Origin of the sequence: Xanthomonas hortorum, assembly GCF_040279205.1 — a bacterium.
Classification (GTDB): Bacteria; Pseudomonadota; Gammaproteobacteria; order Xanthomonadales; family Xanthomonadaceae; genus Xanthomonas; species Xanthomonas hortorum_F.
In genome coordinates this window covers 26,056-52,044 of sequence record NZ_JBEOLS010000035.1, presented here as the reverse complement: position 1 = coordinate 52,044, position 25,989 = coordinate 26,056, and the positions used below count along the sequence as shown (strand labels likewise).

Below are 25,989 nucleotides of genomic sequence, written 5' to 3'. Positions count from 1 at the left end.
CTTGCGCGCGATGAGGCGTTACCGATAACGCCCCATCGCGCGCAAGCGCGCTCCTACGAGGAAACGGACAACCATCGGCTATCGCGTGACGAGGCGGCGACACCTCGTCAGCCAACCAACTCCGCCGCCTCGACGCTGTGCTCCCCACGCGCCGGTGCCAGCGCGGCGCTCACCATTGCCGCAGCGATCCGTTCGGCCGGGTTGATGCGATAGCGGCGTGGTAGCAGCGGGCCGAGCGCGCCCAGTACGAGGCTGCCGATATGTTCGCCGGTACGCCGCTCTTCGCGCTCGCCGCCGATCAAACCGGGGCGTACGAAGGTGAGCGAGGGGAAGCCGACTGCGCGCAGGTCGCGTTCCAGTTCGCCTTTGACGCGGTTATAGAAGATGCGCGAGTGCGCATCGGCGCCGGCCGCCGAATTCAGGACGAACACCGAGGTGCCCTGCGCGCAAGCGGCGCGTGCCAGCGCCATCGGGTAACCGTGATCGATGCGATAGAACGCCTCGCGCGAGCCGGCCTGTTTCAGGGTGCTGCCCAGGGCGCAGATGGCTGCTTCCATGCGCGGCGCGGTCCAGTTGTCCAGGCGATCGAAATCGATCACCTGGTTGCGCAGCTTGGGATGGATCTGCGTCAACGGCCGACGCGTGATCGCAACGACGCCGGTGCAGCGCGCGTCGGCCAGTAACTGTTGCAAGACGTGTTTGCCGACCAGGCCGGTCGCCCCTGCCAACAACACGTCCATCAGTACGCTCCTGCCATCAGCGTGCGCCCTCGGAGACGATGCGCGCACTGCTGGCGATGCGATCGCGCTCCACCGCCAACAAGGTCAACGAGTGCGCTGGCGCCTTCCATTCGCTGCCACCGGCCACCACGCGGCCGCCGTGGCGTGCGGTGTCGACAAGCACGCGCCAGTGTTCGTCGTGCATCGCCGGCAGCGTGAACGCCACGCTGGTGGAGGCGGCATTGATCAGCATCAGCAAGGTCACGTTGGCGGCGATTTCGCGCAGGCCGGTGGTCGGCGAGCGGCCATCCAGGCGCAGCATCAGCGCGCGCGCTTCCGGGTCGTGCCAGCCGGCTTCGTCCATTTCCTGGCCGTTGGGCGCCAGCCAGGTGAGATCCTTCAGGCCCAGCGCTTCGTCGAACTTGCCGTCGAAGAAGCGGGCGCGATGCAGCAGCGGATACCGCTGACGGATGCGGATCAACCGCCGCACGAACGCGGCCTGATCGGCGGCGGCGGCCTTGGTGGCAGCCGTCCAGTCGATCCAGGTCAGTTCGTTGTCCTGGCAATACGCGTTGTTGTTGCCGTTCTGGCTGTGGCCGAATTCATCGCCGGCCAGCAGCATGGGCGTGCCTTGCGACAGCAACAGCGTGGCGAGCAGATTGCGCATCTGCTGACGCCGCAGCTGCTTGATCGCCGGGTCGTTGGTGTCGCCTTCGACGCCGTAATTGGCCGAGATATTGTGGTCGCTCCCGTCCCTGCCCTCTTCGCCGTTGGCAAAGTTGTGCTTGCCCTCGTAGCTGACCAGGTCGCGCAGGGTGAAGCCATCGTGCGCGGTGACGAAATTGACCGAGGCGGTGGGGCGGCGACCGCTGTGGTTGAACAGATCGGCCGAGCCGGTCAGGCGCGTGGCCAACTCGGCCAGCTGGCCGCCATCGCCGCGCCAGAACGCGCGCACGTTGTCGCGGAACTTGTCGTTCCACTCCACCCAGCCCGGCGGGAAATTGCCGACCTGGTAGCCTCCCGGGCCGATGTCCCAGGGCTCGGAAATCAGCTTGGTCTGGCTCAGCACCGGGTCCTGGCGCACCGCATCAAGAAAGCTGCCCGAGGGATCGAAGCCGTAACGCTCGCGGCCGAGGATGGTGGCCAGATCGAAACGGAAGCCATCGACGTGCATTTCCTGCACCCAGTAACGCAGCGAATCCATCACCATACGCAGCGCGCCAACGTTGGTCAGATCGAAGGTGTTCCCGGTACCGGTGTCGTTGATGTAGAAGCGGCGATCGTCGGCCAAGCGGTAGTAGCTGGCGTTGTCGATGCCCTTGAACGAGAGCGTTGGCCCGAGCTCGTTGCCTTCGGCGGTGTGGTTGTAGACCACGTCCAGCAGCACTTCCAGCCCGGCGTGATGCAGGCGCGCCACCATCTGCTTGAACTCGGCCACGGTGCGCGTGGACATGTAACGCGCCTGCGGTGCGAAGAACCCCAGCGTGTTGTAGCCCCAGTAATTGCGCAGGCCTTTTTCCAGCAGGTATTGATCGTCGACGAAGGCGTGCACGGGGAGCAGTTCCACCGCGGTGACGCCGAGTGAGCTGATGTGGTCGATCAACTCGTCGGTCTTCAAGGCCGAGAACGTGCCGCGATCTTCCGGCGGCACCGCCGGGTGCAGCATGCTCAGCCCGCGCACGTGCGCTTCGTAGATCACCGTGCGGTTCCACGGCGTCTGCGGCGGGCGGTCCTGGCCCCAGGTGAAGGCCGGGTCGATCACGGCGGATTTGGGCATGAACGCGGCGCTGTCGCGACGATCGAAACTCAAATCCTTGTCGCGATGGCCGATGGTGTAGCCGAACAGATGCGGCGCCCATTTGAGCTCGCCGACGATCTGCTTGGCATACGGGTCCAGCAGCAATTTGTTGTGGTTGAAGCGATGACCGGCATCGGGCGCGTAAGGCCCGTGTACACGGTAACCGTACAACTGGCCGGGGCGCGCGTCGGGCAGATAGCCGTGCCAGACCTCATCGGTGTATTCGGGCAGCGCCAGGCGCTCCTGCTCGCGGCCACGCTCGTCGAACAGACACAGTTCCACGCGGGTGGCGTTGCGCGAGTACAACGCGAAGTTGACGCCCAACCCGTCCCAGGTGGCGCCGAGCGGATTGGGACGGCCTTCGCGGATGCGCGAGCGTTGCGTGAACTTGCGAGTGGCCATCGATAACTCCTGAAAACGGTGAACTCAAAACCAGTGAGCGAATACGAATGCGTGCGGGTGCACGTTCAACCCTGCATGGCGCGGCCAGCAGGGTGCACCATGCAAGATGACAGAGGCACCGTTACTGACGTGCAGTGACGGGCGGGTTGGCCTGTTCGGCGGCGCGTTCTTCGGCGTCCACCAGGCGCTCGGCCATGGCCCAATGACGGGCCGCATGCCCGTCCGGGCGGCCTTCGGCCTCCCAGATCTCCTGTGCCAACTGGCGAAGTCGCGCCTGCCGTTGCGTGTCGTTCATTGCGTACGTTCTCTTAGGGGGTCGTCAACACTGCCACCGGCGCGCGTGCAAACAGCGTGGATAGCGCCAGGCGGCCTTGCTGCGGCTGCAACGTGCTGCCATCGAGCACATTACGGTATGTGCCTTGCGGCAATGCCAACGCCGCCTGACCCCAACGTGCCGGCGGCACCAGCAGCGGCAGATCGCCCTCGGCCTGGTCACCGGCACCCAGTCGCGTGACCGCCACCACCAGCGACTGGCCGCGGTACTGACGACGGAACGCCAGCACCTGCGCATCGCCACTGACCGCAACGTTGAGCGGCTGATAGTCGCCCTGCGCGAACAACGCCGGATGTTCGGCACGCAGCTGCAACAGCAGCGCAGTGAGACGCGCCTTGACCGCGCCATCGCGCCAGCTGCGCAGCAGCGTGTTCCAGTCGCGCGCCTGCGCCAGCCATTGCTGGCGCTGCACATAATCGACCGGACGGCGGTTGTCCGGATCCACCAGCGACAGATCCCAGCCTTCGGTGCCCTGATACAGATCGGGCACGCCCGGCACGGTCAGGCGCAACGTGGTTTGCACCAGCGCATTGCGCGCGCCGGCGGCGGCCATGTGGTTACTGGCACGCAGCAGCGCACGCCGCAGCGGCAGCCCGGCGCGGCTGCACAACACCTGCTCCACGGTGGCTTGCACGGCCTGTTCGTAGGCCGGCGAGCCGTCGGTCCAGCTGGTGTGCAACTTGGCCTCGCGCACGGCCTTGAGCAGCCATTGCGCGATGCGCTCGGCGTACGCGGCCAGCGGTTCGGTCTGATCGGCGCCCAGGCCGATCGGCCAAGCGGCCACCAGGGTCTGCCACAGCATCTGCTGGTCGCCACCGGCCAATGCAGGCGATTCCAGTGCCTCGGTCAAGGTATCGAACTGCGTGCTCTGTTCGATCCACCAGCGCGGTTGCTCGGACAGCACCGCCAACCGCATGCGCAGGTCTTCGCCGCGCTTGTGGTCGTGCGTGGCGGTGGCCAGCAGCGCGCGTGGGAAATGTTTGGCGCGCTCTTGATTCTGCGCATGGAACTCGGCCGCTTCATTGGCGAAGTGGGTCGGATGGCTGCCGACCTCGTTGCGCGACAGCAGCACGCCGTGCCGATAGAACGCGGTGTCTTCCACCGACTTGGCATTGAGCGGTGCGGACAACTGCTCCACGCGACGACGCAGGATGCGCCGCAAGGCGATCTGCGCGCGATCGGCGCCGGCATCGTCGAGCAACCAGCGCTCGATCGCATCGACTGCCGCAACTATGGATTCCGGCATGCCCTCGCGCGCGCGCGCGGCAGTGGCGCGCAGACGCTCGGCTTCGCTGCCGGTCACGCCCTTGGCACCGGCGTAGGTGCGGTACACAGGGAACCAGCGCAGCAACACGCACAGGCCGCGCGCCAGCATCTGCGGGCTGAACTCGCGCGTTGGCGGGTCCAGCCGTGCCAATGCCGACAGTGCACCCACGGCGCGATTGAACTCTGTCTGCAGCGGGCCACGCAGGATCTCGTCGCGTGCTGCGCGTTCTTCCTGGGCGAAATCGCCACTACGTCCGCTCACCTTCTGCCAGGCACGCGCCAGCGGCTTGAAACCAGCCGCGTCGTGCAGCACGCCGCCCACCTGGTCCATGAAGTCGTAACCGGTGGTGCCATCGCAGGGCCAGTCGGCCGGCAAGGCTTCGCCGGGGGCCAGAATCTTTTCCAGATACAAGGCCAGCGTGCCGGGCTTGAGCCCGCGCTGACGACCGGCCGCATCCAGCCGGCTACGCAGCTTGCGCACATAACCGGTGGGGTCGGTGAGGCCATCGACGTGATCGATACGCAAGCCATCCAGATGGCCCTCGGCCACCAACCGCAGCGGCAAGGCATGCACCGCGTCGAACACCGCCGGCAGCTCCACCCGCAATGCCACCAACGAGGTGATATCGAAGAAGCGGCGGTAGTTGAGCATGTCGTTGCCAACGCGCCACCAGTTCAAACGATATGGCTGGCGTTCGATCAGCTTGTGCAGGCGGCCATCGCCGCGTTTGGCGCCGTCGTTGTAGTCGCGCAACCACTGCGCACGCGCGGCCTTTTCCGGCACCTCCAGCGTCTGCGGACGGATCGGGTAACGCTGGTCGTAATGCGCCAATGCGGCACTGCCGTCTTCCTCGACCACCAGCGTGATGAGGCCTTCGGCCAGTGCGGTGGCATACGGGCGATCCAGCACCGCCAGCCACAATTTGCCATCGCGGCCCGGGGCGCGCCAGTCGATGTCGAACCAGTCGGCATGTTTGGCGCTGCGGCCGTTGCGCAAGACATCCCACCACCACGCATTGTGCGCATGCGTGGCCATGTGGTTGGGCACGATATCGGCAATCAGGCCCATGCCGTGTTCGCGCGCGGCCTGCGACAGGGCGATCAGCGCGTCTTCGCCGCCGAGTTCGGGATTGACCACGGTCGGGTCGATATTGTCGTAGCCGTGGGTCGAGCCCGGCACCGCAGTGCCGATCGGCGACAGGTACAGATGGCTGATGCCGAGGCCGGCGTAATACGGCACCTGCGTGAGCGCATCGTGCAGGGTGAAGCCGACATGCAGCTGCAGGCGGGCGGTGGCGCGAAGGTCGATCATGGATGCGGTTCCGAAACAGCCGCGACGCGACGCGCCTCGGCAAAGCCCTGCAGCGCCGTACTCAGGCGCGCATGCGGCAAGGGATCGGGCAGGCGTCGACGCCAGTTGGGATGGACCTCGACGGTGCCCGGCAGATTGGGTTGTTCTTCCAGCGCCAGCGCGTCTTCCACCGGCAGCAAGGCCAGGGGCGACACGCTGCTGGCGGTGAAGCGCAGCGCGCCCAGCAGCGGGTCGTCTGCCGCGGTCAGGCCGGCGTGTTCGACCGCCGCATCCAGACGTGCAAGATCCTTGCTGCGCGCGGTGGCATCGTCGCTCGCCTGCGCGGGCTTGATCAGTTCCAGCTTGCGTCGCCAATCGATATCGCGGCCTTCGCGCCAGCCGGTCAAGGTGGGCAGATCGTGCGTGGTGGTGGTGGCCACCGCATCCGGCCGCCACAACGCCGGCGACACAAAGGCGCCGTTGTCGTCGCGGGTGAACATCAACACATCGATGCCCATCACTCCCCTTCGCGACAGTTCTTCGCGGATGCCGGGCGGCACCACGCCGAGGTCTTCGCCGATCACGATCGTGCGATGCCGCCACGATTCCAGCGCGAGCAGATTGAGCAGATCGTGCAGCGGATAGGCCAGATACGCGCCCTCATTGGAGCTGGCGCCTTCGGGCACCACCCACAGCCGCAACAGCCCCAGAATATGGTCGATACGGATGCCGCCACGGTCGCGCAATACCGCGCGCAGCAGCGCGATATACGGCGCGTAGCCGCTGCGTCGCAATGCGGTGGGCGAGTACGCGCCGATGCCCCAATGCTGACCATCGGCATTGAAGGCATCCGGCGGTGCGCCCAGCACCAGGCCACGCAACACGGTATCTGCGGCGGCCGCAGCTTCGGCACCATTCGGGTCGAAGCCCACGGCCAGATCGGCGATCAAGCCGATCTTCATGCCACGCTCGTGCGCCTCGCGCTGTGCATCCGACCAACTGCGTGCTGCCAGCCATTGCGTGAATACATGCAGCTGCGGATCGCCATCGCCGAAATCCTGCGCGGCAAAGCGTGCAAAGCCCTCCAACGCAGCGCCGCCCTCGGTACGAAACGCGACCAGGTCGGCGTGATCTGCTGCGACGCGTGTGTACAGATGACGCAGCAATTGCCACTTGGCTTGCGCAGACGCCGGCCAGTCGATCAATGCACTGTGATGCAGCGTATCGAAACGCTCGCGCAGCCCAGGCACTTCGTTGATTGCATCCAGTGCCAGTTCGCCCAGTACGCGCACGGGCGCGGCATGCAATGGATCCAGAAAGCGACGGTCGCTGGGCGAATACGGGCTGTAGCCGCTGGTGACCGGGCGCGAGGCATGCACCGGGCTCAATGCCAATGCATCGGCACCAGCCAGCGCGGCATGCCGCACCCACTCCACCGTGCCGGACGCGTCACCAATACCACCGTCGTCGATGCTGCGCGCCGAATACACCTGCAGCGCCATGCCCCAGGCACGCGGTGCCGGCAATCCGCAGGCATCGGCCACGCTGAAGCAGCGTTGCGGCGCCACTGCGACCTGCTGGGTCAGCTCGCCGATCTGCAGCGTCCAGTAACCGAAACGCTGCGGTGCGCGCACCTGTCCTTGCGCATCCGCACGCGCTTGCTCGCTGGCACCGCTGTCGTCCACCCAACGGCCGCTGGCATCAGGGGCAACCGACACGGGCAATAGCGCGGCCACCTGTACGGTCAACAACGGTGCAGGCTCGATCGCCTGGGCCTTGCAGCGGCGCAGGCTGTCTTCGCGTTGCGCAGCGGTGGCGGCAGGCAGTTCCAGCGCAGTGAGCACCGCATGCAGCGACTGTTCGGACACCTGCCGTGGCTGGTCGCTGGCATCCACCCAATCCACCATCACCCCGGCCGCTGCGGCCAGCGTGTGCAGATCCGCCCTGCTCAGATCGCGCGTACTCATGCGCGCTCCTCTTGCCAGGCGATGAAGCCATCGACCGGCAATTCCTGCGCATCGGCAGCGACGTTTTCGACATGCGCCACGCGGCCGCGCAGCGGCGGCATCGGCACCGCCGAGGCACCGACGTTGAAGGCGATATGCCACAGCCCGTCGGGCAGTCCCCAGCTGGCGGTCACTGCGCCATCGGCCAGCACGCTGGCGCCCAGCGCGCGCGCCTGTGCAAGCCCCGGTACCAGCCACTGGCGGCGCACGCCCAGCAGCGCCTTGAACCAGGCTGTCCACTGCGCGCCTTCGCCCTGCGCGGCGTCTTCGATCGGCGAGCGCGAAGCGGCGAAGGTGGCGTGGCTGTTCGGATCGGGAATGGTGGCGCGCTGCGCTTCGTCGGCGAATGCGGCGAAGTGGGCAAACTCGCGGCGACGGCCTTCGCGCACCGCATCGTCCAGCGGCGGGCCGAAATCGGTGAAGAACAGGAACGGCTGCGTGGCGCCCCACGGTTCGCCCATGAAAAACAGCGGAATCATCGGCGTCAGCGCGGTCAACGCCAGTGCGGCGCGCAAGCGTTGTTGCGACACCAGCACGCTCAGCCGCTCGCCACGCGCACGGTTGCCGATCTGGTCGTGGTTCTGCGCAAAGATCACGAACTTGTGCGGCGGCAACGCCCCGCTCGGCTCGCCGCGCACATGTCCACGCGGATCCGGCTGGCCTTGATAGGCGAAGCCTTCGCCCAGCACCCGCGCCAGATGCTGGGTCGGTTGATCGGCGAACGCGGCGTAATAGCCTTCTTCCTCACCGGTCAGCAACACATGCAAGGCGTTGTGGAAGTCGTCGTCCCATTGCGCGGTGTAACCGCGTTGCAGCTGCGAGGCCTGGTTGAATTCGTTCTCCAGCACCAGATGCACATGGCGACCGGCCGGCAGACTGGCCTGCACGGTCTCGCGCAAGGTGTCCAGGAAGGCGTTCGGGGTGATCGCATGCACCGCATCCAGACGCAGACCGTCGAAGCCATACTCGTGCAACCACATCAGCGCGTTGTCGAGAAAGTAACGCTGCACCTGCGGCTTGCGGAAATCGATCGCCGCGCCCCATGGGGTGGGCTTGTCCTCGTTGAAGAACGGGGCGGCGTAGCTGTGCAGATAATTGCCGTCCGGGCCGAAGTGGTTGTAGACCACGTCCAGCAACACCATCAGGCCATGCCCGTGCGCGGCATCGATCAATGCCTTCAATTCGTCCGGCGTGCCATAGGCTTCCACCGGTGCGTACGGCAACACGCCGTCGTAGCCCCAGTTATGCGCACCCGGAAACGCGCTCAACGGCATGAGCTCGATCGCGGTGATGCCCATCGCCGCCAGCTGTGGCAATTGCGCCTGCACACCGGCATAGCCGCCGCAGGTGCCGACATGCAGTTCGTAGATCACCGCCTCGTCCCACGGCCGTCCCTGCCACTGGGTGTTCTGCCAGGCGTAGCCATCGCTGCGCTGCACGGCGCTGGGGCCATGCACGCCCTCGGGCTGCCAGCGCGAGGCCGGGTCCGGCACCGGCTCGCCGCCATCGACGCTGTAGCGATAGCGCGCATCGGCGGCGCAGTCGATCAGCGCAGTGAAAAACCCATCCTGCCCGGCGTGCAGCGCGCGACGCACGCCGTCGTCGAAGACCACATCCACGCCCTTGGCATCCGGTGCCCAGAGCGCAAAGCGCACCTGTCCCTCACCCGCTGGCCATGCGCCCCATGCCGGCAGGGTGTCGTTGCGCTCGTTCATTGTTATTTCTCCGCTTGCAGATAGATCGTGGCCAGCGGCGGTAAGGTCAGGCGCAGGCGTTGTGCGTGCCCGTGCATGCCCATCGGCTCGGTCGCAAGGCGACCGCTGTTGCCGAGATTGCTGCCGCCGTAATGGGCACTGTCGGTGTTGAGGATTTCGCGCCAGCCGCCGGCACGCGGCACGCCAACGCGATAGTCGTGAAGCGGTTGCGGGGTGAGGTTGCTCACCGCCAGCAAGGGTGCGCCGCCATCGGGATCGTGGCGGATGAAGGCCAGCACGCTGTTGCGCGCATCGTCGGCCACGCTCCAGTCGAAGCCGTCGGCGCGATGGTGGCCGCGATATAACGCCGGCACGCGACGCAAGGCCGCGTTGAGATCGCCCACCAGTTGTTGCACGCCTCGATGCGGGGCGCCATCCAGCAAATGCCAGTCCAGCGATTGGTCGTGATTCCAGTCGCGCCATTGGCCGAATTCGGCACCCATGAACAGCAGTTTGTCGCCCGGATGCGCCCACATCAGCGCCAGATAGGCGCGCAGATTGGCGAAGCGCCGCCAGTCATCTCCCGGCATCTGACCGAGCAGACCACCGGTGCCATGCACCACTTCGTCATGCGAGAGCGGCAGCACGAAGCGTTCGGAGAACGCGTAGACCAGGCCGAAGGTCAGCTGGCTGTGGTGCTGCGCGCGCTCGGCCGGATCGCGCTGCATATAGCTCAGCGTGTCGTGCATCCAGCCCATGTTCCATTTGTGCGTAAAGCCCAGGCCGCCTTCGCTGATCGGCGCGGTCACGCCCGGCCAGGCGGTGGATTCTTCGGCGATGGTCAGCACGCCGGGAAAGCGCGTGGCGATCTCGCTGTTGAGCTGGCGCAGGAAAGCGACGGCCTCCAGATTCTCGCGGCCGCCATGCGCGTTGGGCACCCATTCGCCTTCGGCGCGGCCGTAGTCGCGGTACAGCATCGAGGCCACCGCATCCACGCGCAGACCATCGAGGTGGTAGTGGTCGATCCACTCCAGCGCGCTGCCCAGCAGGTAGGCGGTCACTTCCGGCCGGCCGTAGTTGTAGATCAGCGTATTCCAGTCGCGATGCATGCCTTCGCGCGGGTCGGCATGTTCGTACAGGGCGGCGCCATCGAACTGCGCCAGGCCGTGCGCATCATCGGGGAAGTGCGCGCTGACCCAATCCAGGATCACGCCGATGCCGGCGCAATGGCAGGCGTCGACGAATTGGGCAAACCCATCCGGGCTGCCATGCCGCGCGGTCGGCGCGTACAGGCCCAGCGGTTGATAGCCCCACGAGCCACCGAACGGATGCTCGGTGATCGGCAGCAGCTCGATATGGGTGAAGCCGAGCTGCTGCACATACGGAATCAGTTGTGCGGCAAGTGCCGGCCAATCCAGCGGCTGGTCATGCCCATCGCGGCGCCAGGAGGCGGCGTGCACTTCGTAGATCGACAGTGGCGCCGGCGCCGCACTCGCATCGCGCGAAGCGATCCAGGCAGCATCGGTCCACGCGAACGCTGCGGCGCCCGGTACCACCGAGGCCGTGGCAGGCGGCAATTCGCTTTGACGCGCCACCGGGTCGGCCTTGAGCAGCACGCGGCCGTCGGCGGCAGTGATGGCGTACTTGTAGCGGGTACCGGCTTCCACGCGCGGCAGGAACAGCTCCCAGAAGCCGCCGATCCGCTGGCGCATCGGATGCCGGCGCAGGTCCCAGCCGTTGAAGTCGCCGACCACTGCCACACGCTGCGCGTGCGGCGCCCACACGGCGAAGCGCACGCCCGGCACGTCGTTGCAGTGCAGATGCCGCGCGCCCAAGGCGCTGCGCAGCGCCTGGCCATCGCCTGCGGCAATCTGCAGCAGCACCGACTCATCCAGCGTGGCGGCAAACGCGTACGGGTCTTCGATCTCCTGCACCACGTCCGGCCAGACGATGCGCAGCCGGTAAGGGCCCTCCACCGCCAACATGCCTTCGAACACACCCTCGATCGCGCCGGGCTGCATGCGTGCCAACAACTTGCCGCGCGGATCGATCAGCCCCATCGCCTCGGCCCCGGGTGCCAGCACGCGCACCAGGCGGCGGCCGTCGGCCTGCGTGTGCGGGCCCAGTACCGCGAAGGCATCGGCGGGCAATCCATCGGCCAGCGCCTGCACGCACCGCATGACTTCGGACGCCTCTTCCATGCTCACCGCCGCTGCTTCCGTCTCCTGCCCCTGCACGCCCAACCGTTCGCTCATGACACCGTCGCAAGCGCGGGCGCGGTGGCGGCGGTGCGTTCGTAGAGGGAGAGGTACTTCTTGCCCGCCACATCCCAACCGCTGGGGCGCAGCATCGCGGCGCGGCGCATCGCCGACAGCAGGCTGGGCAGGCGGAAGGTGCGGAAGGCGCGCTCCAGGCAGCGGCGCAAGGCCTCCACACTCGCCTGCTGGAACAGGAAGCCGGTGACACCGTCATCCACCGTGTCGATCAGGCCGCCGGTGGCGTGCGCGATCGGCAGGCAGCCGAAGCGCTGCGCGTACATCTGGCTCAGCCCGCAGGGCTCGAAGCGCGAGGGCATCAGCAGGAAGTCGGCACCGGCGAACATGCGCCGCGCCAGGCCTTCTTCAAAACCGATGAAGGCACCGACCTGGCCGGGATAACGCCGGGTCAGCTCGGCAACCTGTTGCTCGATCTCCGGCTCGCCGCCGCCGATCACTGCGATCTGGCCGCCGGCCGCCACGATCTGCGGGGCGACCTCGCAGATCAGGTCCAGACCTTTCTGATGCACCAGCCGCGAGACCACCGCAAACAACGGGCCGGTGCTTTCACGCAGCCCGAAAGCCTTGCGCACCTGCGCGGCGTTGGCCTGACGGCCCTGCCAATGATTGACGCTGAAATGCGCATCCAGATGTGCGTCGGTACGCGGATCCCAGCTGGCGTCGATGCCGTTGACGATACCGGTGAGCGCGCCCTTGGCTGCACGGCCGGCCAGCAGGCGATCCAGCCCGCAGCCCTGTGCCGGGCCAGTGATCTGCTGGGCATAGCTGACGCTGACGGTGTTGACGTGGTCGGCATGCACGATGCCGCCGCGCAGGAACGACATCTGCCCGTAGAACTCCAGCTCGGCTACCCGCTCGGCGGGGATACCCAGCGCGGCGGCCATCGAATACGGCACCAGGCCCTGATAGGCCAGGTTATGGATGGTCAACAGGCACGGCGTGGTGCCGCCGGACCAACGCACATAGGCTGCCGCCAACGCGCACGGCCAGTCGTTCAAGTGCAGCAGGCGCGGCTTCCAGCCCAATCCGGCATGGCCGGCGGCAATCTGCGCGGCGGCATGCGACAAGGTGGCGAAGCGGATCGCATTGTCTTCGAACTCCGAACCACTGGTGCTCACATACGGTGAGCCGTCGCGTTCGAACAGTTCCTTGGACAACAGGATGTAGATCGGCAGGCCATCGGACTGCACGATGCGGCCGATGTCGCAGGCCGGCAGCGCAGCATGCGCCAGCACCCGGCCGACGATCTCCACCTTGCCGGCGCGTGCCAGCACCGCGCGATAGCCGGGGATCAACACCCGCACGTCGTAACGGTGGCGCAGCGCGCGTGGCAGCGCCGCGGCCACATCGCCCAGACCGCCGGCCTTGATGAAGTCCGCCATCTCCGACACCACGAACAGCGCACCACGCGTGTCGGCCAGCGAGACCGGCAGGCGCTCGTGGTGCCGGATGAAACGCCCGCGTGCATCGCGCGGTCGCCCGCTCTTCTTCAGAGTAGGGATCATCGTGCTTCGCTCTAAGCGTGCGGTAGTAGCGTGCAGCGGCATCATGGCAACCATCTAAACGTCCGTCGTAAAGTGGGTGGAGACGGAAAAACAGCGAAGCGGAAACCATCGTCTGCCACTACGGCCAGGCGACCTGCTGCGAATGAGGAGCGGGGATGACGCGCGTACTCCACGTTGTCCTTGGAGATGAATCTACACCCCAACCAAATAAAAAATGCGTGAATACGTGCTGACTTTTCTGCGACAACCGACATTCCGTTGCGCATGGTTGCGCATGCACGCAGGCATAAGCCGCACATTGCAGGGCGATGACGTGCCTCTATCGGTGCACCAGCACTGCAATGCACCGAAAGCGGGATCTCTCGGCGGCGCCCGCCCTCACTTACATGACTTGTTCATTCGCATACTCGCAGCAGCTGGCGTACCACTGCCAGGCGGAGGCGCGCATGCTGGTTGGGCGCACCCTTGTCCAGTCTGCTTAAGCGCACCGCCTGCGCGCCGATAACGAGCGATAGCACTACGACTTTCGAGACCCTGGCGCATGGCAGACCAGCCTGAACTCCCAAGCCGCCCGCGTGGCGGGCTGCGCCGCCTGTTGCCCTGGGGCGGGGCGGACAGCGCGCGCCCGGCTGCGGCCTTGCCGGCAGTGCTGAGCGGCGAGCGCGGTGGGCAAGGCCTGGCGGCGCATCAATTGGTGCCGGCCAAGACCAAATCCGGCGCGCACGATCCTGCCGCCGCCACTGCCTTGCTGATACGCCTGTTCTCGCATGCGTCGCATCCGGAAGCCTTGTTGCTGTCGTTTGCCGAAGGCATCGCCAGCCTGCACGGCGAACTCGGCGACATGGGTGTGCGCCTGAGCGCGGCCTACGCGGCCGGCGACTGGCCTGGCTACGGCCGCGGCCTGCGCCAGTTGATCGACAAGTACATCCGCACCGTCGACACCGGCGATTCGCTGGCCGAAGGCCGCACCGAGGCCGAACAGCTGCGCGATCTGTTGCGGCATGCCTTGGGCAACGCACTGGCCACGCTGCTGCAACGCAGCCCCGAGCTGGCCGAAGAGGCGCAGACGCTGGCCTCGGCGCTGCGCCACTGGCGCCCGGGGCATGAGCTGATCACGCTGGAACAGCGGCTGCGCGAGCTGAGCCACCAGATCGGCCTGCGCGCTGAAGATGCCAGCGAGCAACAGAACCTGTTGCTCGGCCTGTTCGACCTGTTGCTGGAGAACGTGGGCGAACTGCTCGACGACCGCAGCTGGCTGCAGGGCCAGATCTCGGTGGTGCGGCAACTGATTTCCGGCCCGCTGGACGTCAACTCGATCGAACAGGCCCGCGGCACCTTGCGCGAGGTCATCTACAAGCAAGGCCTGCTCAAGCAAGGCATCGCCGATTCCAAGACCGCCATGCGCGAGATGATGGTGTCCTTCGTCGACCGGCTCGACGGCATGGCCACCAGCACCGGCGAATACCACGATCGCGTTGCCGGCTATTCGCAGGCGATCGGCGACGCTCGCGGCATTCCGGACCTCAATCGCCTGTTGCAGGATCTGCTGCAGGACACCGCCGGGGTGCAGGCGCAGGCGCTGGCCGCACGCGACGAACTGCTGGCGGCCCGTCGCCAGGTCGAAGACTCCGAGCAACGTATCGCCTCGCTCGAACAGGAACTCAAGGACGTGGCCGGGCTGGTGCGCGAAGACCAGCTCACCGGCGCGCTCAACCGACGCGGTTTCGAAGAGCTGTTCCAGCGCGAGGCCGCACGCACGCAGCGCGGCGGGCAACCGCTGTGCGTGGCGATGCTGGATCTGGACGATTTCCGCCACCTCAACGAGACCCACGGCCATGCCGGCGGCGACGCCGCGCTGCGGCATACGGTGGACGTGGCCAAGTCGGTGCTGCGCACCACCGATGCCATCGCCCGCTTCGGCGGTGAAGAGTTCGTACTGCTGCTGCCGGACTCCACCATCTTCGAGGCAAGCGCGGCGGTGATCCGTCTGCAGCGCGCCCTGGCCCAACGCTCGCTGCTGCACGACGACGTGCGCGTGTTCGTCAGCTTCAGCGGCGGCGTGGCGCTACGCCATCCCGACGAAGCCCAGGACGATGTGATCCGCCGCGCCGACCGCGCCATGTACGAGGCCAAGGCCGCCGGCAAGAACCGGGTGATCAGCGCGGATTAGCGGCCAGGTGCCCACGGGCGCGTCCCCGCATCGGGCCCGACGCCGGCATGGGACAAGCCGATTCAGCGGCCTCCGTCCGTTCATCGGCTGGGCAGGCGCTTGGCCGGTCGCTTCAAGGGTGCTGCCAGCGCAGGGTGAGATAGTCCACCACCTGCTGCGTCTGGGCTGCGGCGAGAAATCCGTGGCGAAACAACATGCAGCCGCCAACCTCAGGTAGCGATGCATTCACGTCCAGCTGGCGGGCGATCTCGGGCACACCGCCATCTACTGTCCAATCCGGCTCCAGTGCGTTAGCAGTGCCGACCTTGTACAACGCCATGCCGATATAGAGTTGCACGCGCCGACCGCGCACGGTGTCCGCCCACCAGCGTGCGATGGTGTCGTAGCGCACTGCCTGGCGTGCCAGCGGCCAGTAGATCTGCGGCACGATGTAGTCCACGAGTTCTTCGCGAACCCAACGGCGGGTATCGGCGTAACTGGTATCGAATGCGGGCGCACCGGCCTGTGTGTCCGAGCCCAGCGGATCATCCTGACGATTGCGCCACACCCCGGCCGGGCTGACCCCAAATGCCACCCCTGGCCTGATCGCCCGAATGGTCCTGGCCACCTCTCGCATCAATCGATAGGTGTTGTCGCGGCGCCAATCCCCTTTGTCGGCAAATCCGGCCCCATGGGCGGCGTAGGTCTGTGCATCGTCGAGGGGAGACTGCGCCGATTCGGTGTAGAAGTAGTCATCGAACTGCACCCCGTCCACGCGGTAGAACGCCACCAGTTCAGCGACCACACCACAGATCCAGCGACGCACGGCCGGAATGCCGGGATCGAGCACCAGCCGATTGGCCGCCACGCCCACCCAGTCGGGGTGGCGCAGATAGACGCTCTGCGGCGAATCGTTCGACGCAGTGGCAAACGCATCCAGCGTGGCCTGGTCCAGGCCGGTCGAAACACGATAGGGATTGAGCCAGGCATGCACCTGAATGCCCCGCGCATGCGCATGCCGCAGCAAGAATGCCAGCGGGTCGAAACCCGGGTCCTTGCCTAGAACGCCGGTCATGACCGGCGACCATGGCAGGATGCGCGAGCGGTACAGCGCATCGGCACAGGGCTTGACCTGAAAGACCAATGTATTCAGATGCAGCGCCTGGGCCTGATCGACGATTGCCAGCAGTTCCCGCTGCTGCACCGCGATGCGTTCGGCGGGGTCGACGATCCGTGCGGACGCAGCGCTCGGCCAGTCGAGATTGAACACGCTGGTGATCCAGGTCGCGCGCATCTGAGCGCTCGCGGGCGTGGCTGCGCTGGCTGGAACGCCCACGATGGCCGCAGCCATTACTGCAGAGCCCAAACCGAGAAAGCGCCGCCGACCACTGCCGGGGGAGCCGCCGGCAGGTGCCGCATCCCGATCCGCTGCAGACATTGCCTGGCGCGCTTGATCCGGCTGCTGCACGGCAGGCCGCGCCGCATGCGTGTTGTCTTGTTCTTCAGCCGTTTTCTTCACGCATCCCTCCTGCATCGCGCTGCTGCAGTCGTGGCCCGGTCTCTACGTCAGGCTGCCGTCATGCAGCACATTCCGATACCACCCACGAAGCACACCCTAGCAATGGCGACCGCCGGAAGACGCGCGCAACATCGGAATCACGAACTTCGCTTCGTCAGGTACGCAGCCGCCGTGACGCAATGCCCGAAACGGCGGCGCCATCGTGCAGATGGACACTCGCAAACGGCCGACAGTCACTGGCGGATCGTTGGCAGCCATTGCCATTGCGCTCGACCGACGCCAGCCAACGATGCCACACCGGTGCCGAGTTGCCTCCCAACCCGGTGGCCGTGATGCGGCGTCAATGCGCCGGTTTTTTCCCGCGCAGCTTCTGGAACAGCATTACCGCGCCCAGCACGATCGCGCCAGCGACCACGCCAACCAGCATGTTGCCCAGTGCATCGACCAACCACCCCATGCCGCCAGCCGACTTGGTCAGGTCCTGCACGACGTGGTGCAGCGCCGGGATGTTGTGCACCAGGATGCCGCCGCCGACCAGGAACATCGCCAGCGTGCCGGCCACCGACAGGAACTTCATCAGCCACGGTGCGGCCACCAGAATGCCGCGACCCAACGCCGCCAACGCCGCGCCCTTGCTGGTCAGGTACAACCCCAGGTCGTCCAGCTTCACGATCGCCGCGACCAGGCCGTACACACCGACGGTCATCGCCAGCGCGATCGCCACCAGCACCGCGACCTGCTGGCCGAACGACACCCCGGCCACCACGCCCAGCGACAGCACGATGATCTCTGCCGAGAGGATGAAGTCGGTGCGGATCGCGCCCTTGACCTTGTCCTTCTCCAGCGCCACCACGTCCACGCTCTCGTCGGCCAGCACGCGGGTGCGTTCGGCATGCCGCTGCGCTTCTTCTTCTTCGTTATGCAGGAACTTGTGCGCCAGCTTCTCCACGCCCTCGAAGCACAGGTAGGCGCCGCCGATCATCATCAGCGGCATCACCAGCGGCACGTTGTAGCCGCGCCCGCGCAGCCAGGCTTCCAGCGCGCTGATCGCCAGCGCCGCCGGCACCAGGATCACCTTATTGACCAGCGAGCCCTTGGCCACCGCCCACACCACCGGCAATTCGCGGTCGGCGGTCACGCCGGTCACCTGCTGCGCGTTGAGCGCCAGATCGTCGCCGAGCACGCCGGCGGTCTTCTTGGCCGCGACCTTGGTCAGGATGGAAACGTCGTCCAGCAGGGTGGCGATGTCGTCGAGCAGGGTGAACAGGCTGGCACCGGCCATGCGGGAGTCCTTCGTGGGTGGCGCTGGATTCTCGCCGATCCAGCGCCCGCATGGGGTGATGGCTTGCGTCGGATTCACCACGTCACCACCCAGCGCTGGCCACACTCAGCGATTGCACGAGTGCCGGAGATGGCCTTGAGTCCGAACGATCCTTCCCGCACGCCGGCCCAGGCCGCGATCCCGGCCGATAACGCCGTGGTCGGCGGCATGAGCCGGCGTACCCAGATCCTGCGCCTGTTGCTGCGCTATCGCGGCTCGGGCGTGTTTGCCGGCATGAACCTGGACCCGGCGGCGATCAACGAGTACGAAGTGCCTGCCGAAGGCACCCCGGACCAATTCGTCTCCGATCTGGAGGCACTCGGCCCCACCTTCGTCAAACTGGGCCAGATGCTGTCCACGCGCCCGGACATCGTGCCGCCGGAATTTGCCACCGCGCTGGAGCGCATGCAGGAAAACACCAATTCGGTGCCGGTGGAGCGCATCCGCCAGATCATCGAAGAGGAACTCGGCGTCTCGGTCAACAAGGCCTTCTCGTTTTTCGATCCGGTGCCGCTGGGCTGCGCCTCGCTGGCGCAGGTGCACCGCGCCGCCTTGCGCGACGGCACCCCGGTGGCGATCAAGGTGCAAAAGCCCGAAGTGGCCGCACAGGTGCGCTCGGACCTGGACGTGCTCAAGAGCTTTGCCACCGCCGCCGACCGCCTGACCGGCATCGGCCGCCGCGTGCGCTTTGCCGACTGGCTGGGCGAATTCGGCAAGACCCTGCGCGCCGAACTCAATTACGAGGACGAAGCCGAAACGCTGGTGCGCTTCGGCAAGCACCTCAAGCCGTTTCCGATGCTGTGGATCCCGCAACCGATCTGGGACCTGAGCAGCCGCAAGGTGCTCACCATGCAGCTGGCCGAAGGCGTGCGCGTGGACAAGATCTCCGGCCTGCGTCGCACCGAACAGCCGATGGACACCCTGGCCGCGGAGCTGGTCAAGGGCTATCTGGACCAGATGTTCGTGCATGGCGAAATCCATGCCGACCCGCATCCGGGCAACCTGCGCGTGCTGCAGGACGGGCGCTTGGCGATCTTCGACCTGGGCATGGTCGCGCACGTGCCGCCGCGCCTGCGCGAGCGCTTGCTCAAGCTGCTGTTCGCCGCCGTCGATGGCCGCGGCGAAGAGGTCGCCGAAGAGACCATCGCGCTCAGCACGCGGCTGGAGGATTACGACGAAGACCGCTACCAGCGCGAGACCGGGCAGATGATCGCCCGCTACGCCGCCCACGACGCCACCTCAGAAGGCCGCGTGGTGCTGGATCTGGTGCGCATCGCCACCGCCAACGGCCTGCGCACGCCGCCGGAGTTGAGCCTGCTCGGCAAGACGCTATTGAATCTGGAAGGCGTGTGCCGCGCGTTGTCGCCCAACCTGGATACGCGCCGCATCGTCGAGCGCCATCTGCAGCACGTGATGCGTGCGCGCCTGAAAAAATCCCTGTCCGCCGCCAACCTGGCCAGCGAGGCGATGGAACTGCAGCATCTGGTGCGCGAAGGGCCGCGGCGCATGTCCGAGATTCTCTCGCTGGCCGCAGAAAACCGCCTGCAGATGCGCGTCACCGGGCTGGAAGAATCGCATCTGATGGAAAGCCTGCAGAAGATCGCCAACCGGGTGGCGGCCGGCATCGTGACGGCGGCGCTGATCATGGCCTCGGCACAGATGATGCGCATCGAAACCGGGCTGAAACTGTGGGGCTATCCGGCGATTGCGATGGTGCTGTTCCTGCTCGGGGTCTTCCTGGGTCTGGGTATCGTGCTCAGTGCATTGTTCTTCGACCGCCGCGTGCGTGCACGCGAAGAACGCGGGCATCGATAGCGCCCCCCCCCCCCCCCCCCGCGTAGGAGCGCACCCGGGCGCGACATGGCTCCACCCGGCGTCGCTTGCCAAGACGCCGCGTCCAGCGCTCGGGCGATGTGGCGCTATCGAGACGTCTCCCATGTGCGAGAAGCACGCCAGGTGCGGAATGCAGAGACCGCGAGTCTCCAGCGAGCGCCACCGCGACCAGGTGATCGTCAGCACGCGCGCTGCGCCGCGTTGCGGCAGGCGCTCGACTCCAGCAAACATTTCAGTCAGCTTCAGCGCGGCATAGTCCGTCATTCGGGTGTCACATTGCAGGTGGCGCACAGGACAGGCGAGCAAGGCGTCCGGTACGCGCTCGCATCATTCCCCCACGGACGCTGCCGCATGCATTGGATGTTGTTGTTCTCGTTGTTGCTGTTGCTTTGGTTGTTGGTCGCCTCGCCGCGTCTGGCGTGGTTGAAGGCTGGCCTGCTGTCGTTGCTGTTGCTGCTGCTTAGCGCCTGGGGCCTGGTCGACCGGCTCAGTGGCGATGGCATCAACGCCGCAACGCTGTACCACCTGCGCGCCGACATGGACGGCGCCGGGGTCAGCGATTTTTCCGGCTACATCGCCGTGTTCATCGGCATGGTGCTGCTGTCGCTCAGCCCGCTGGTGCTGCTCAAGGTGCGGCGTTTCCGTCGCCCGCGCGGTGGTGGTGCGGTGTTCGCTGCCTTCGTGGCGATGTTGCTGGTCAGCATCGCGGTCAGCCCGCTGTATCGCGATGGCAAGCGCCTGTACTACCAGTTGCGCCCGGTGGATTACGCCACCGTGGTGCCGGAATATCTGGTGCCGCAGCAGCCGTTGCAGAAGCGCAAGAACATCGTGTGGATCTACGGCGAAAGTCTGGAACGCACCTACTTCGACGAAGACGTGTTTCCCGGCCTGATGCCGAACCTGCGCGCGCTGGCCACCGAAGCAGTGGACGTACGCAACCTCACCTCCACCGAAGGCAGCGGCTGGACCATCGCCGGCATGGTCGCCTCGATGTGCGGCGTGCCGCTGACCACCGCGCCCGGCGATGAAAACAGCATGGGCCGTATGGGCCTGTTTCTGCCGGAGGCGCGCTGTCTGGGCGACTATCTCAAGGATCAGGGCTACCGCAATCACTATGTTGGTGGTGCCGATGCCAGCTTTGCCGGCAAGGGCAGTTTTCTGTCCAGCCATGGCTTCGATGTGGTGCACGACGTCAGCTACTTCCGCGACAAGGGCGTGGCGCCGAAACATTTTTCCGCCTGGGGCGTGCACGACGATGTGCTGTTGGACGATGCCTGGGACAGCTTCCAGACGCTGTCGCGCGCCGGCCAGCCGTTCATGCTCACCACGCTGACCATGGACACCCACCACCCTGCCGGGCACTTGCCACTGGCATGCAAGGGCCAGCACTACGACAGCGCGCTGGGCGACATCGGTTTGTTGCATGCGCTCAAGTGCAGTGATCGGTTGATCGGCGAGCTGGTCGCGCGCATTCGCAACAGCCGCTACGGCAAGAACACCATCATCGTGATCGCCTCCGATCACTTGGCGATGCCCAACGATCTCAGCGATGTACTCGCCAAGCAGAAGCGCGAAAACCTGCTGCTGTTCCTGGGCAAGGACATCGCGCCGCAGCAAGTGGTCACGCGCGCCGGCAGCACACTGGATTCGGGTGCAACGCTGCTGCAGTTGCTGGAACCTGGTATGCGCACGCTGGGCTTCGGCCGTTCGCTGCTGGCCAGTGATGCGCCGCCCAGCGCCAGCGTTGCGGCCAGTCGCGACAGCGGCAAGGACTACCCGCGTTATCTGGCCTACGCACGCACGCTATGGACCGGGCGCAGCACACGCATGCTGCGCATCAACGGCAATGGCGATGTGGTGGTGGGCGTGCAGCAGGTACGCCCACCGGTGCTGCTGGAATACGACGAGGACACCAATCTGAAAACGGTGTATCTGGAAAACACTTCGCGCCAGTTCGATCGCACGCATACCGAAGGCACGCTGGCGTATGTGGACCGCTGCACGGCATTCGAAGACGGCTCAGCCGACGGCGATTGGTGCGCACTGGTGGTCGATCGCCAGCAGAGCATGAAGCTGTATCGCGATCCGGACCTGACCCGCGGCATCGCCGTCGATGCGCCATTGGATGCCAGCCAGCAAGGTCCGCGCCCACGCGTGCGTCAGCCGATCATGCTGACTCAAGCTGCCCGCAAGACCGAGGCCGGTCGCTACATGCTGGAGCTATACGCTAAACGCCGGCCCACGCGTGCGTTCTGGGTCGAAGCGGTGTCGTCCGAGCGCAAGGTGGTGCTGGCCCAGCAATGGGTGGTGCCCGATGCGGCCGGACGCATCCGCATGCCGGTAGGCCTGGAACACGCGGTGGAAGACCTGGAAATCCGTGCCTGGCTGGATTACACCGAAGACGTCAGCGTGGACGATCTGGCACTGGTCAAGGAAACGCCTGTTGCAGGCCGCTCCTGAGTTGCGGCGCTGTACGGCCATCAAGCGTGTGCCGCTGTTGCTCGGTGCAGCTGCTCAGCGCCGGTTGCTCGGTGCGGTATGTACCACGCATACATGCCGGTTCTGAGCGTACCGTCCATAACCGTGTTGCCAATTGCGCGCGACGTTTTGTCGGCCACTTCAAGACCGTGAGATCTCGGTCGTCTTGAAACGATTGGAGGATGTGATTGGACGATGCTCATAGATCAGCCGTAAAGCCGCTGATCTGCTTGTTGGCTGCAAGGCCCTTGCCCGCCCACCATCGCGGGACACGCCGCAAGTACGTCCGTGTAGGCTCTTACGCGGCATCCATGCCGCGTAAGGTCCCGCGACGGTAGGCGGGCAAGGGCCAGGCGAGAGTGTCGGTGTGCATGGTGCAAGCAATGCACGATGCATGTTGTTCGGATAACGGTGAGTTCGGTCAGCTTTCCAACGCAAGCCGAGCAACCAACAGGCTTTTAAGAAAGCAACCGACTAACTCTCTGGTGCGGTGCCCTTACCGATTGCGGGACCGTGTGGCGGCATGGATGCCGCCACCGAGCCTACATGGACGTACTTGCGGCGTGTCCCGCGAGCGGTGAGGGCACCGCACCCTCGACTCGACTCGACTCGACTAACCAAGCTTTTGACCTCATCGTTCGGCTTTATCCAAACAACGCAAAGCCTAGACATCCCGGTTATTTTGGAGCACTTGGACAGTGCGGATAGATCAGTCGTACAGCAGCTGACCTAAGGCGTGGCTGCAGTGCCCATGCTCGCGCACTGCGTGCACTCGCCGGCTCAGTCTTCCGATGCAGGCGTGCCATCGCCTGCATCGCGCGCCACCGCCGCGCCCGCACGGCTGAAACGAATCTCCTGCGGCGATTGCAGCGCAATGCCCACGGTTTCCATCCGCTGCAGCAGCGCAAAGAACAACTCGCTGCGCACGCCATATGCATCGCGCGGGCTGCGGACATAGGCGAACGAATTGAAGTTGACGTGGCCGCCGGCCAGCGAATCGATGAACACCGCCGGCGCCGGCTCGGCCAACACCTTGGTGTGCTCGGCGAACAGTTCCAGCAACATGTCGCGCACCTTGCCCACCTCTGCTTCCAGCGGCACCGAGAACTGCAGCTGCACCCGGCCCATCGGGTTGGACAGCGTCATGTTGCGTACGCTCTTGGTGATCAATTCCGAGTTGGGCACGATCAGGGTGGAGCGGTCGCCGACCTGGATTTCGGTGGCGCGCACGCTGATCTTGCGCACATCGCCCTCCTGGTCACCAATGCGCACCCAATCGCCGATCTTCACCGGCCGCTCGGCCAGCAGAATCAAGCCAGACACGAAGTTCTGCGTGATCGCCTGCAAGCCGAAACCGATACCCACCGACAATGCGCTCAACACCAGCGCCAGCCGCTTCAGATCCAGCCCCAGCGCGGTCAGGCCCCAGATCGCCACGATCAGCCAGCCCAGATAGCGCGCCACCGTACTGATGGAGTTGCGCGCACCGTCATCCAGCTCGGTCTTGGGCAGATAGGTGTTGAGCAGCCACTGCTGCACCACGTGCACCAGCCCCATGCCGAGCAGGAACACGCACAGCGCCCTGAACACATCGCTGGGGGTGATCACCAGTTCCTTGCCAATGGGGATGCCGTGGGTAATGTTCTCCGCCCAGCCGGTCACCACATTGATATTGGCTCCATAAGGCGTCAGTAGCACTGCGATGCCCAACAGCACCAGCAGCACCCGCGTTGCTGCGGACATCAGCAGCCCCAGCTGGACCAGGCGGCCGCTCCCGATGCTCAGCGCATGCGACAGCGCGCGGCTGAAACGGCCGTCGGGATTGAACATCCAGCTCATCAGATCGTCGGCAAACACCACCAGCAAGCCGAGCAGGCTGCAGATCAGGGTGATCCAGATGATCTGCCGCTCCACGAACAAGGCCAGATTGAGGTAGCCGAACAAGGCCGATATCAGGGCGAAGATCACCGCCAGATGGCCCAGCAGCCGAATCAGCACGATGAAGCCGCCGCCCCGCGACACCACCGGCGTTGGCGCATCGCTGTCGGGATCGACCGCGCCCGCAGTCGCCGCCTGCGCCCGCAACGACAGGCTCAGGCCAGCCAGCGCCGACAGGATCAACCCCGCATACAACAATGCGGCGACCGCATCGGTGGCGGTCGTCAGCGCAGGGCTGCTGCTTGCGGCTTCACTGATCTTTGCGGCCATGCCGCTGAGCCAGATGACCGCGGCGGTAGCCAGGCAATGCACGCGCAGGCGGTCGACGGTGGCATCGTCCAGCGGAAACAAGCGCCAGCTGGGTTGGTGCTTCATCAACAGGCTTGCACTGAGCGAACCGACGAAGGCGGCCACCAGACTGACGGCGACAAACCCGGTCAGCAGTTGATCCAGATCGTCCGGCAGCTCGCCAAGCGCGCGGATGCCTTCAACCAGCACGAACGCCGCAATCCCCAGGCTCAGCGTACCGACCAGCAAGAACCACAGTGCCAGCCCGGAGCGTCGCAGGCGTCCGCCGGGCGCACGCGAGGCTGCGTAACGGCGCCCCAGGTGGCGCAGGAAGATCCGCATCGGGAGTGCCAGCAGCAACGCGATCACGGCGGCGGTGATCAGCCCGCCCACGCCGTTGGCTGCAGTTCCCGCCTGCACCATCTGCACCGTCTTGGCGGAAAGCGCCTGCAGACGGGCACGATCGTCAGGCCATTGCTGTGCGATCTGGTTCCACAATGTCGGCGACAGCGGCGAGGCGACACGCGTGGAGAGCTGCACGCTGAAGCGTTGCACCCGTTCGCGTTCGAGCCGATCGGCCAGGTCCTTGGCATTGGAGACCAGCAGTGTGGCGCGCTTGAACTCGGCATCCAGCCGATCGCGCTGCTTGGTCAGCGACTGGCGCTGCTCGCGCAAGTCGGTCGGTTCGTTCTTTTGAGCGACGCCCAGCCCCTCCAGCCGCACGTTGAGTTCCTTCAACGGCGGCTCCAGCGTGCGGACCAGATCCTGCGCCTGCCGCTGCGCGCCGGTGACGTCGTCGGTCAGCTTGCCGAGCTGGTCCTTATCGGCCTTGTCCATGCCGGTGTCGGCCTGGCTCAGCACCTTCTGCATGCTGTCCAGCTGGGTCTGCGCGTTCTCCAGCAGCGTGTCGTCGTCCTGCGCCACTGCGGCGCCCACGCACACCATCCATAACGCAGCCAGCAACAGCACACGCCGCAACACGCCGCGATGGGCACCCAGAACAAATCGGAATTCAGACACAGGCAGGCATTGGACAAGCGCGGACTACCGCAGTGACGGCATCTTAATCCACTGCTTCGGGTACAGCCGATCGCTGCTGCCGTGAGGATTCAGTCTGGCAGAGCTCGCCAGTGTGGACTGGCAATCCGCGATTGGCGGTTCGTGCGCGACAG

14 protein-coding genes are annotated in these 25,989 nt (G+C 65.9%); 3 read left to right on the top strand and 11 right to left on the bottom strand.

Translation table 11 applies throughout. The annotated features are described in order from the left end of the window. Window positions 1–107: 107 nt before the first annotated feature. From ABS769_RS14235 to glgA, 8 genes are all read right to left on the bottom strand, one after another. Window positions 108–740 carry an NAD(P)H-binding protein gene (locus ABS769_RS14235; RefSeq protein WP_317063037.1) on the bottom strand — a complete coding sequence of 211 codons (633 nt, stop codon included), beginning with the start codon at window positions 738–740 and terminating at the stop codon, window positions 108–110. A gap of 16 nt (window positions 741–756) precedes the next feature. Continuing rightward, window positions 757–2,919 carry a glycogen debranching protein GlgX gene (gene glgX, locus ABS769_RS14230; RefSeq protein ID WP_317063038.1) on the bottom strand — a complete coding sequence of 721 codons (2,163 nt, stop codon included), beginning with the start codon at window positions 2,917–2,919 and terminating at the stop codon, window positions 757–759. Window positions 2,920–3,040: 121 nt separating this feature from the next. After that, on the bottom strand, window positions 3,041–3,214 hold the full coding sequence (locus ABS769_RS14225) for a DUF2934 domain-containing protein (RefSeq protein ID WP_006449754.1): 174 nt from the start codon (window positions 3,212–3,214) through the stop codon (window positions 3,041–3,043). A gap of 13 nt (window positions 3,215–3,227) precedes the next feature. Continuing rightward, entirely contained in the window at window positions 3,228–5,831 is a 2,604-nt protein-coding gene (gene treY / locus ABS769_RS14220; RefSeq protein ID WP_317063039.1) for a malto-oligosyltrehalose synthase, read from the bottom strand. Beyond that, window positions 5,828–7,777, bottom strand: coding sequence for a 4-alpha-glucanotransferase (locus ABS769_RS14215; RefSeq protein WP_317063040.1), 1,950 nt, complete (start codon window positions 7,775–7,777; stop codon window positions 5,828–5,830). The genes treY and ABS769_RS14215 overlap by 4 nt, the downstream gene beginning before the upstream one ends. Further along, window positions 7,774–9,531, bottom strand: a complete 1,758-nt coding sequence (treZ, locus tag ABS769_RS14210) for a malto-oligosyltrehalose trehalohydrolase (RefSeq protein ID WP_317063041.1) — start codon at window positions 9,529–9,531, stop codon at window positions 7,774–7,776. The genes ABS769_RS14215 and treZ overlap by 4 nt, the downstream gene beginning before the upstream one ends. A gap of 2 nt (window positions 9,532–9,533) precedes the next feature. Then, on the bottom strand, window positions 9,534–11,765 hold the full coding sequence (locus ABS769_RS14205; RefSeq protein WP_317063042.1) for a 1,4-alpha-glucan branching enzyme: 2,232 nt from the start codon (window positions 11,763–11,765) through the stop codon (window positions 9,534–9,536). Continuing rightward, window positions 11,762–13,345: a glycogen synthase GlgA gene (glgA, locus tag ABS769_RS14200; RefSeq protein WP_006449759.1), complete on the bottom strand. Its 1,584-nt coding sequence runs from the start codon at window positions 13,343–13,345 to the stop codon at window positions 11,762–11,764. Before glgA ends, ABS769_RS14205 begins: the two co-directional genes overlap by 4 nt. Before the next feature lie 487 nt (window positions 13,346–13,832). Here glgA and ABS769_RS14195 point away from each other — a divergent pair, with 487 nt between their 5' ends. Beyond that, a complete protein-coding gene (locus ABS769_RS14195; protein ID WP_317063043.1) occupies window positions 13,833–15,461 on the top strand; it encodes a GGDEF domain-containing protein in 1,629 nt (542 codons plus the stop codon). A 112-nt stretch (window positions 15,462–15,573) separates the two neighbouring features. On the opposite strand, the gene ABS769_RS14190 is transcribed toward ABS769_RS14195, so the two are convergent. Together ABS769_RS14190 and ABS769_RS14185 are read right to left on the bottom strand one after the other, a co-directional pair. Beyond that, complete coding sequence (locus tag ABS769_RS14190; protein ID WP_317063046.1) at window positions 15,574–16,878, bottom strand: glycoside hydrolase family 10 protein; 1,305 nt, start codon at window positions 16,876–16,878, stop codon at window positions 15,574–15,576. Window positions 16,879–17,299: 421 nt separating this feature from the next. Beyond that, complete coding sequence (locus tag ABS769_RS14185) at window positions 17,300–18,241, bottom strand: DUF808 domain-containing protein (protein ID WP_317063044.1); 942 nt, start codon at window positions 18,239–18,241, stop codon at window positions 17,300–17,302. Between the two features lie 129 nt (window positions 18,242–18,370). Here ABS769_RS14185 and ABS769_RS14180 point away from each other — a divergent pair, with 129 nt between their 5' ends. After that, window positions 18,371–20,095: an ABC1 kinase family protein gene (locus ABS769_RS14180; protein ID WP_317063045.1), complete on the top strand. Its 1,725-nt coding sequence runs from the start codon at window positions 18,371–18,373 to the stop codon at window positions 20,093–20,095. Window positions 20,096–20,464: 369 nt separating this feature from the next. Beyond that, a complete protein-coding gene (locus tag ABS769_RS14175; RefSeq protein ID WP_317063230.1) occupies window positions 20,465–22,573 on the top strand; it encodes a phosphoglycerol transferase I in 2,109 nt (702 codons plus the stop codon). Window positions 22,574–23,371: 798 nt separating this feature from the next. Here the strand turns inward: ABS769_RS14175 and ABS769_RS14170 are convergent. Continuing rightward, entirely contained in the window at window positions 23,372–25,795 is a 2,424-nt protein-coding gene (locus tag ABS769_RS14170) for a DUF3772 domain-containing protein (RefSeq protein WP_317063232.1), read from the bottom strand. Between the last annotated feature and the right edge of the window lie 194 nt (window positions 25,796–25,989).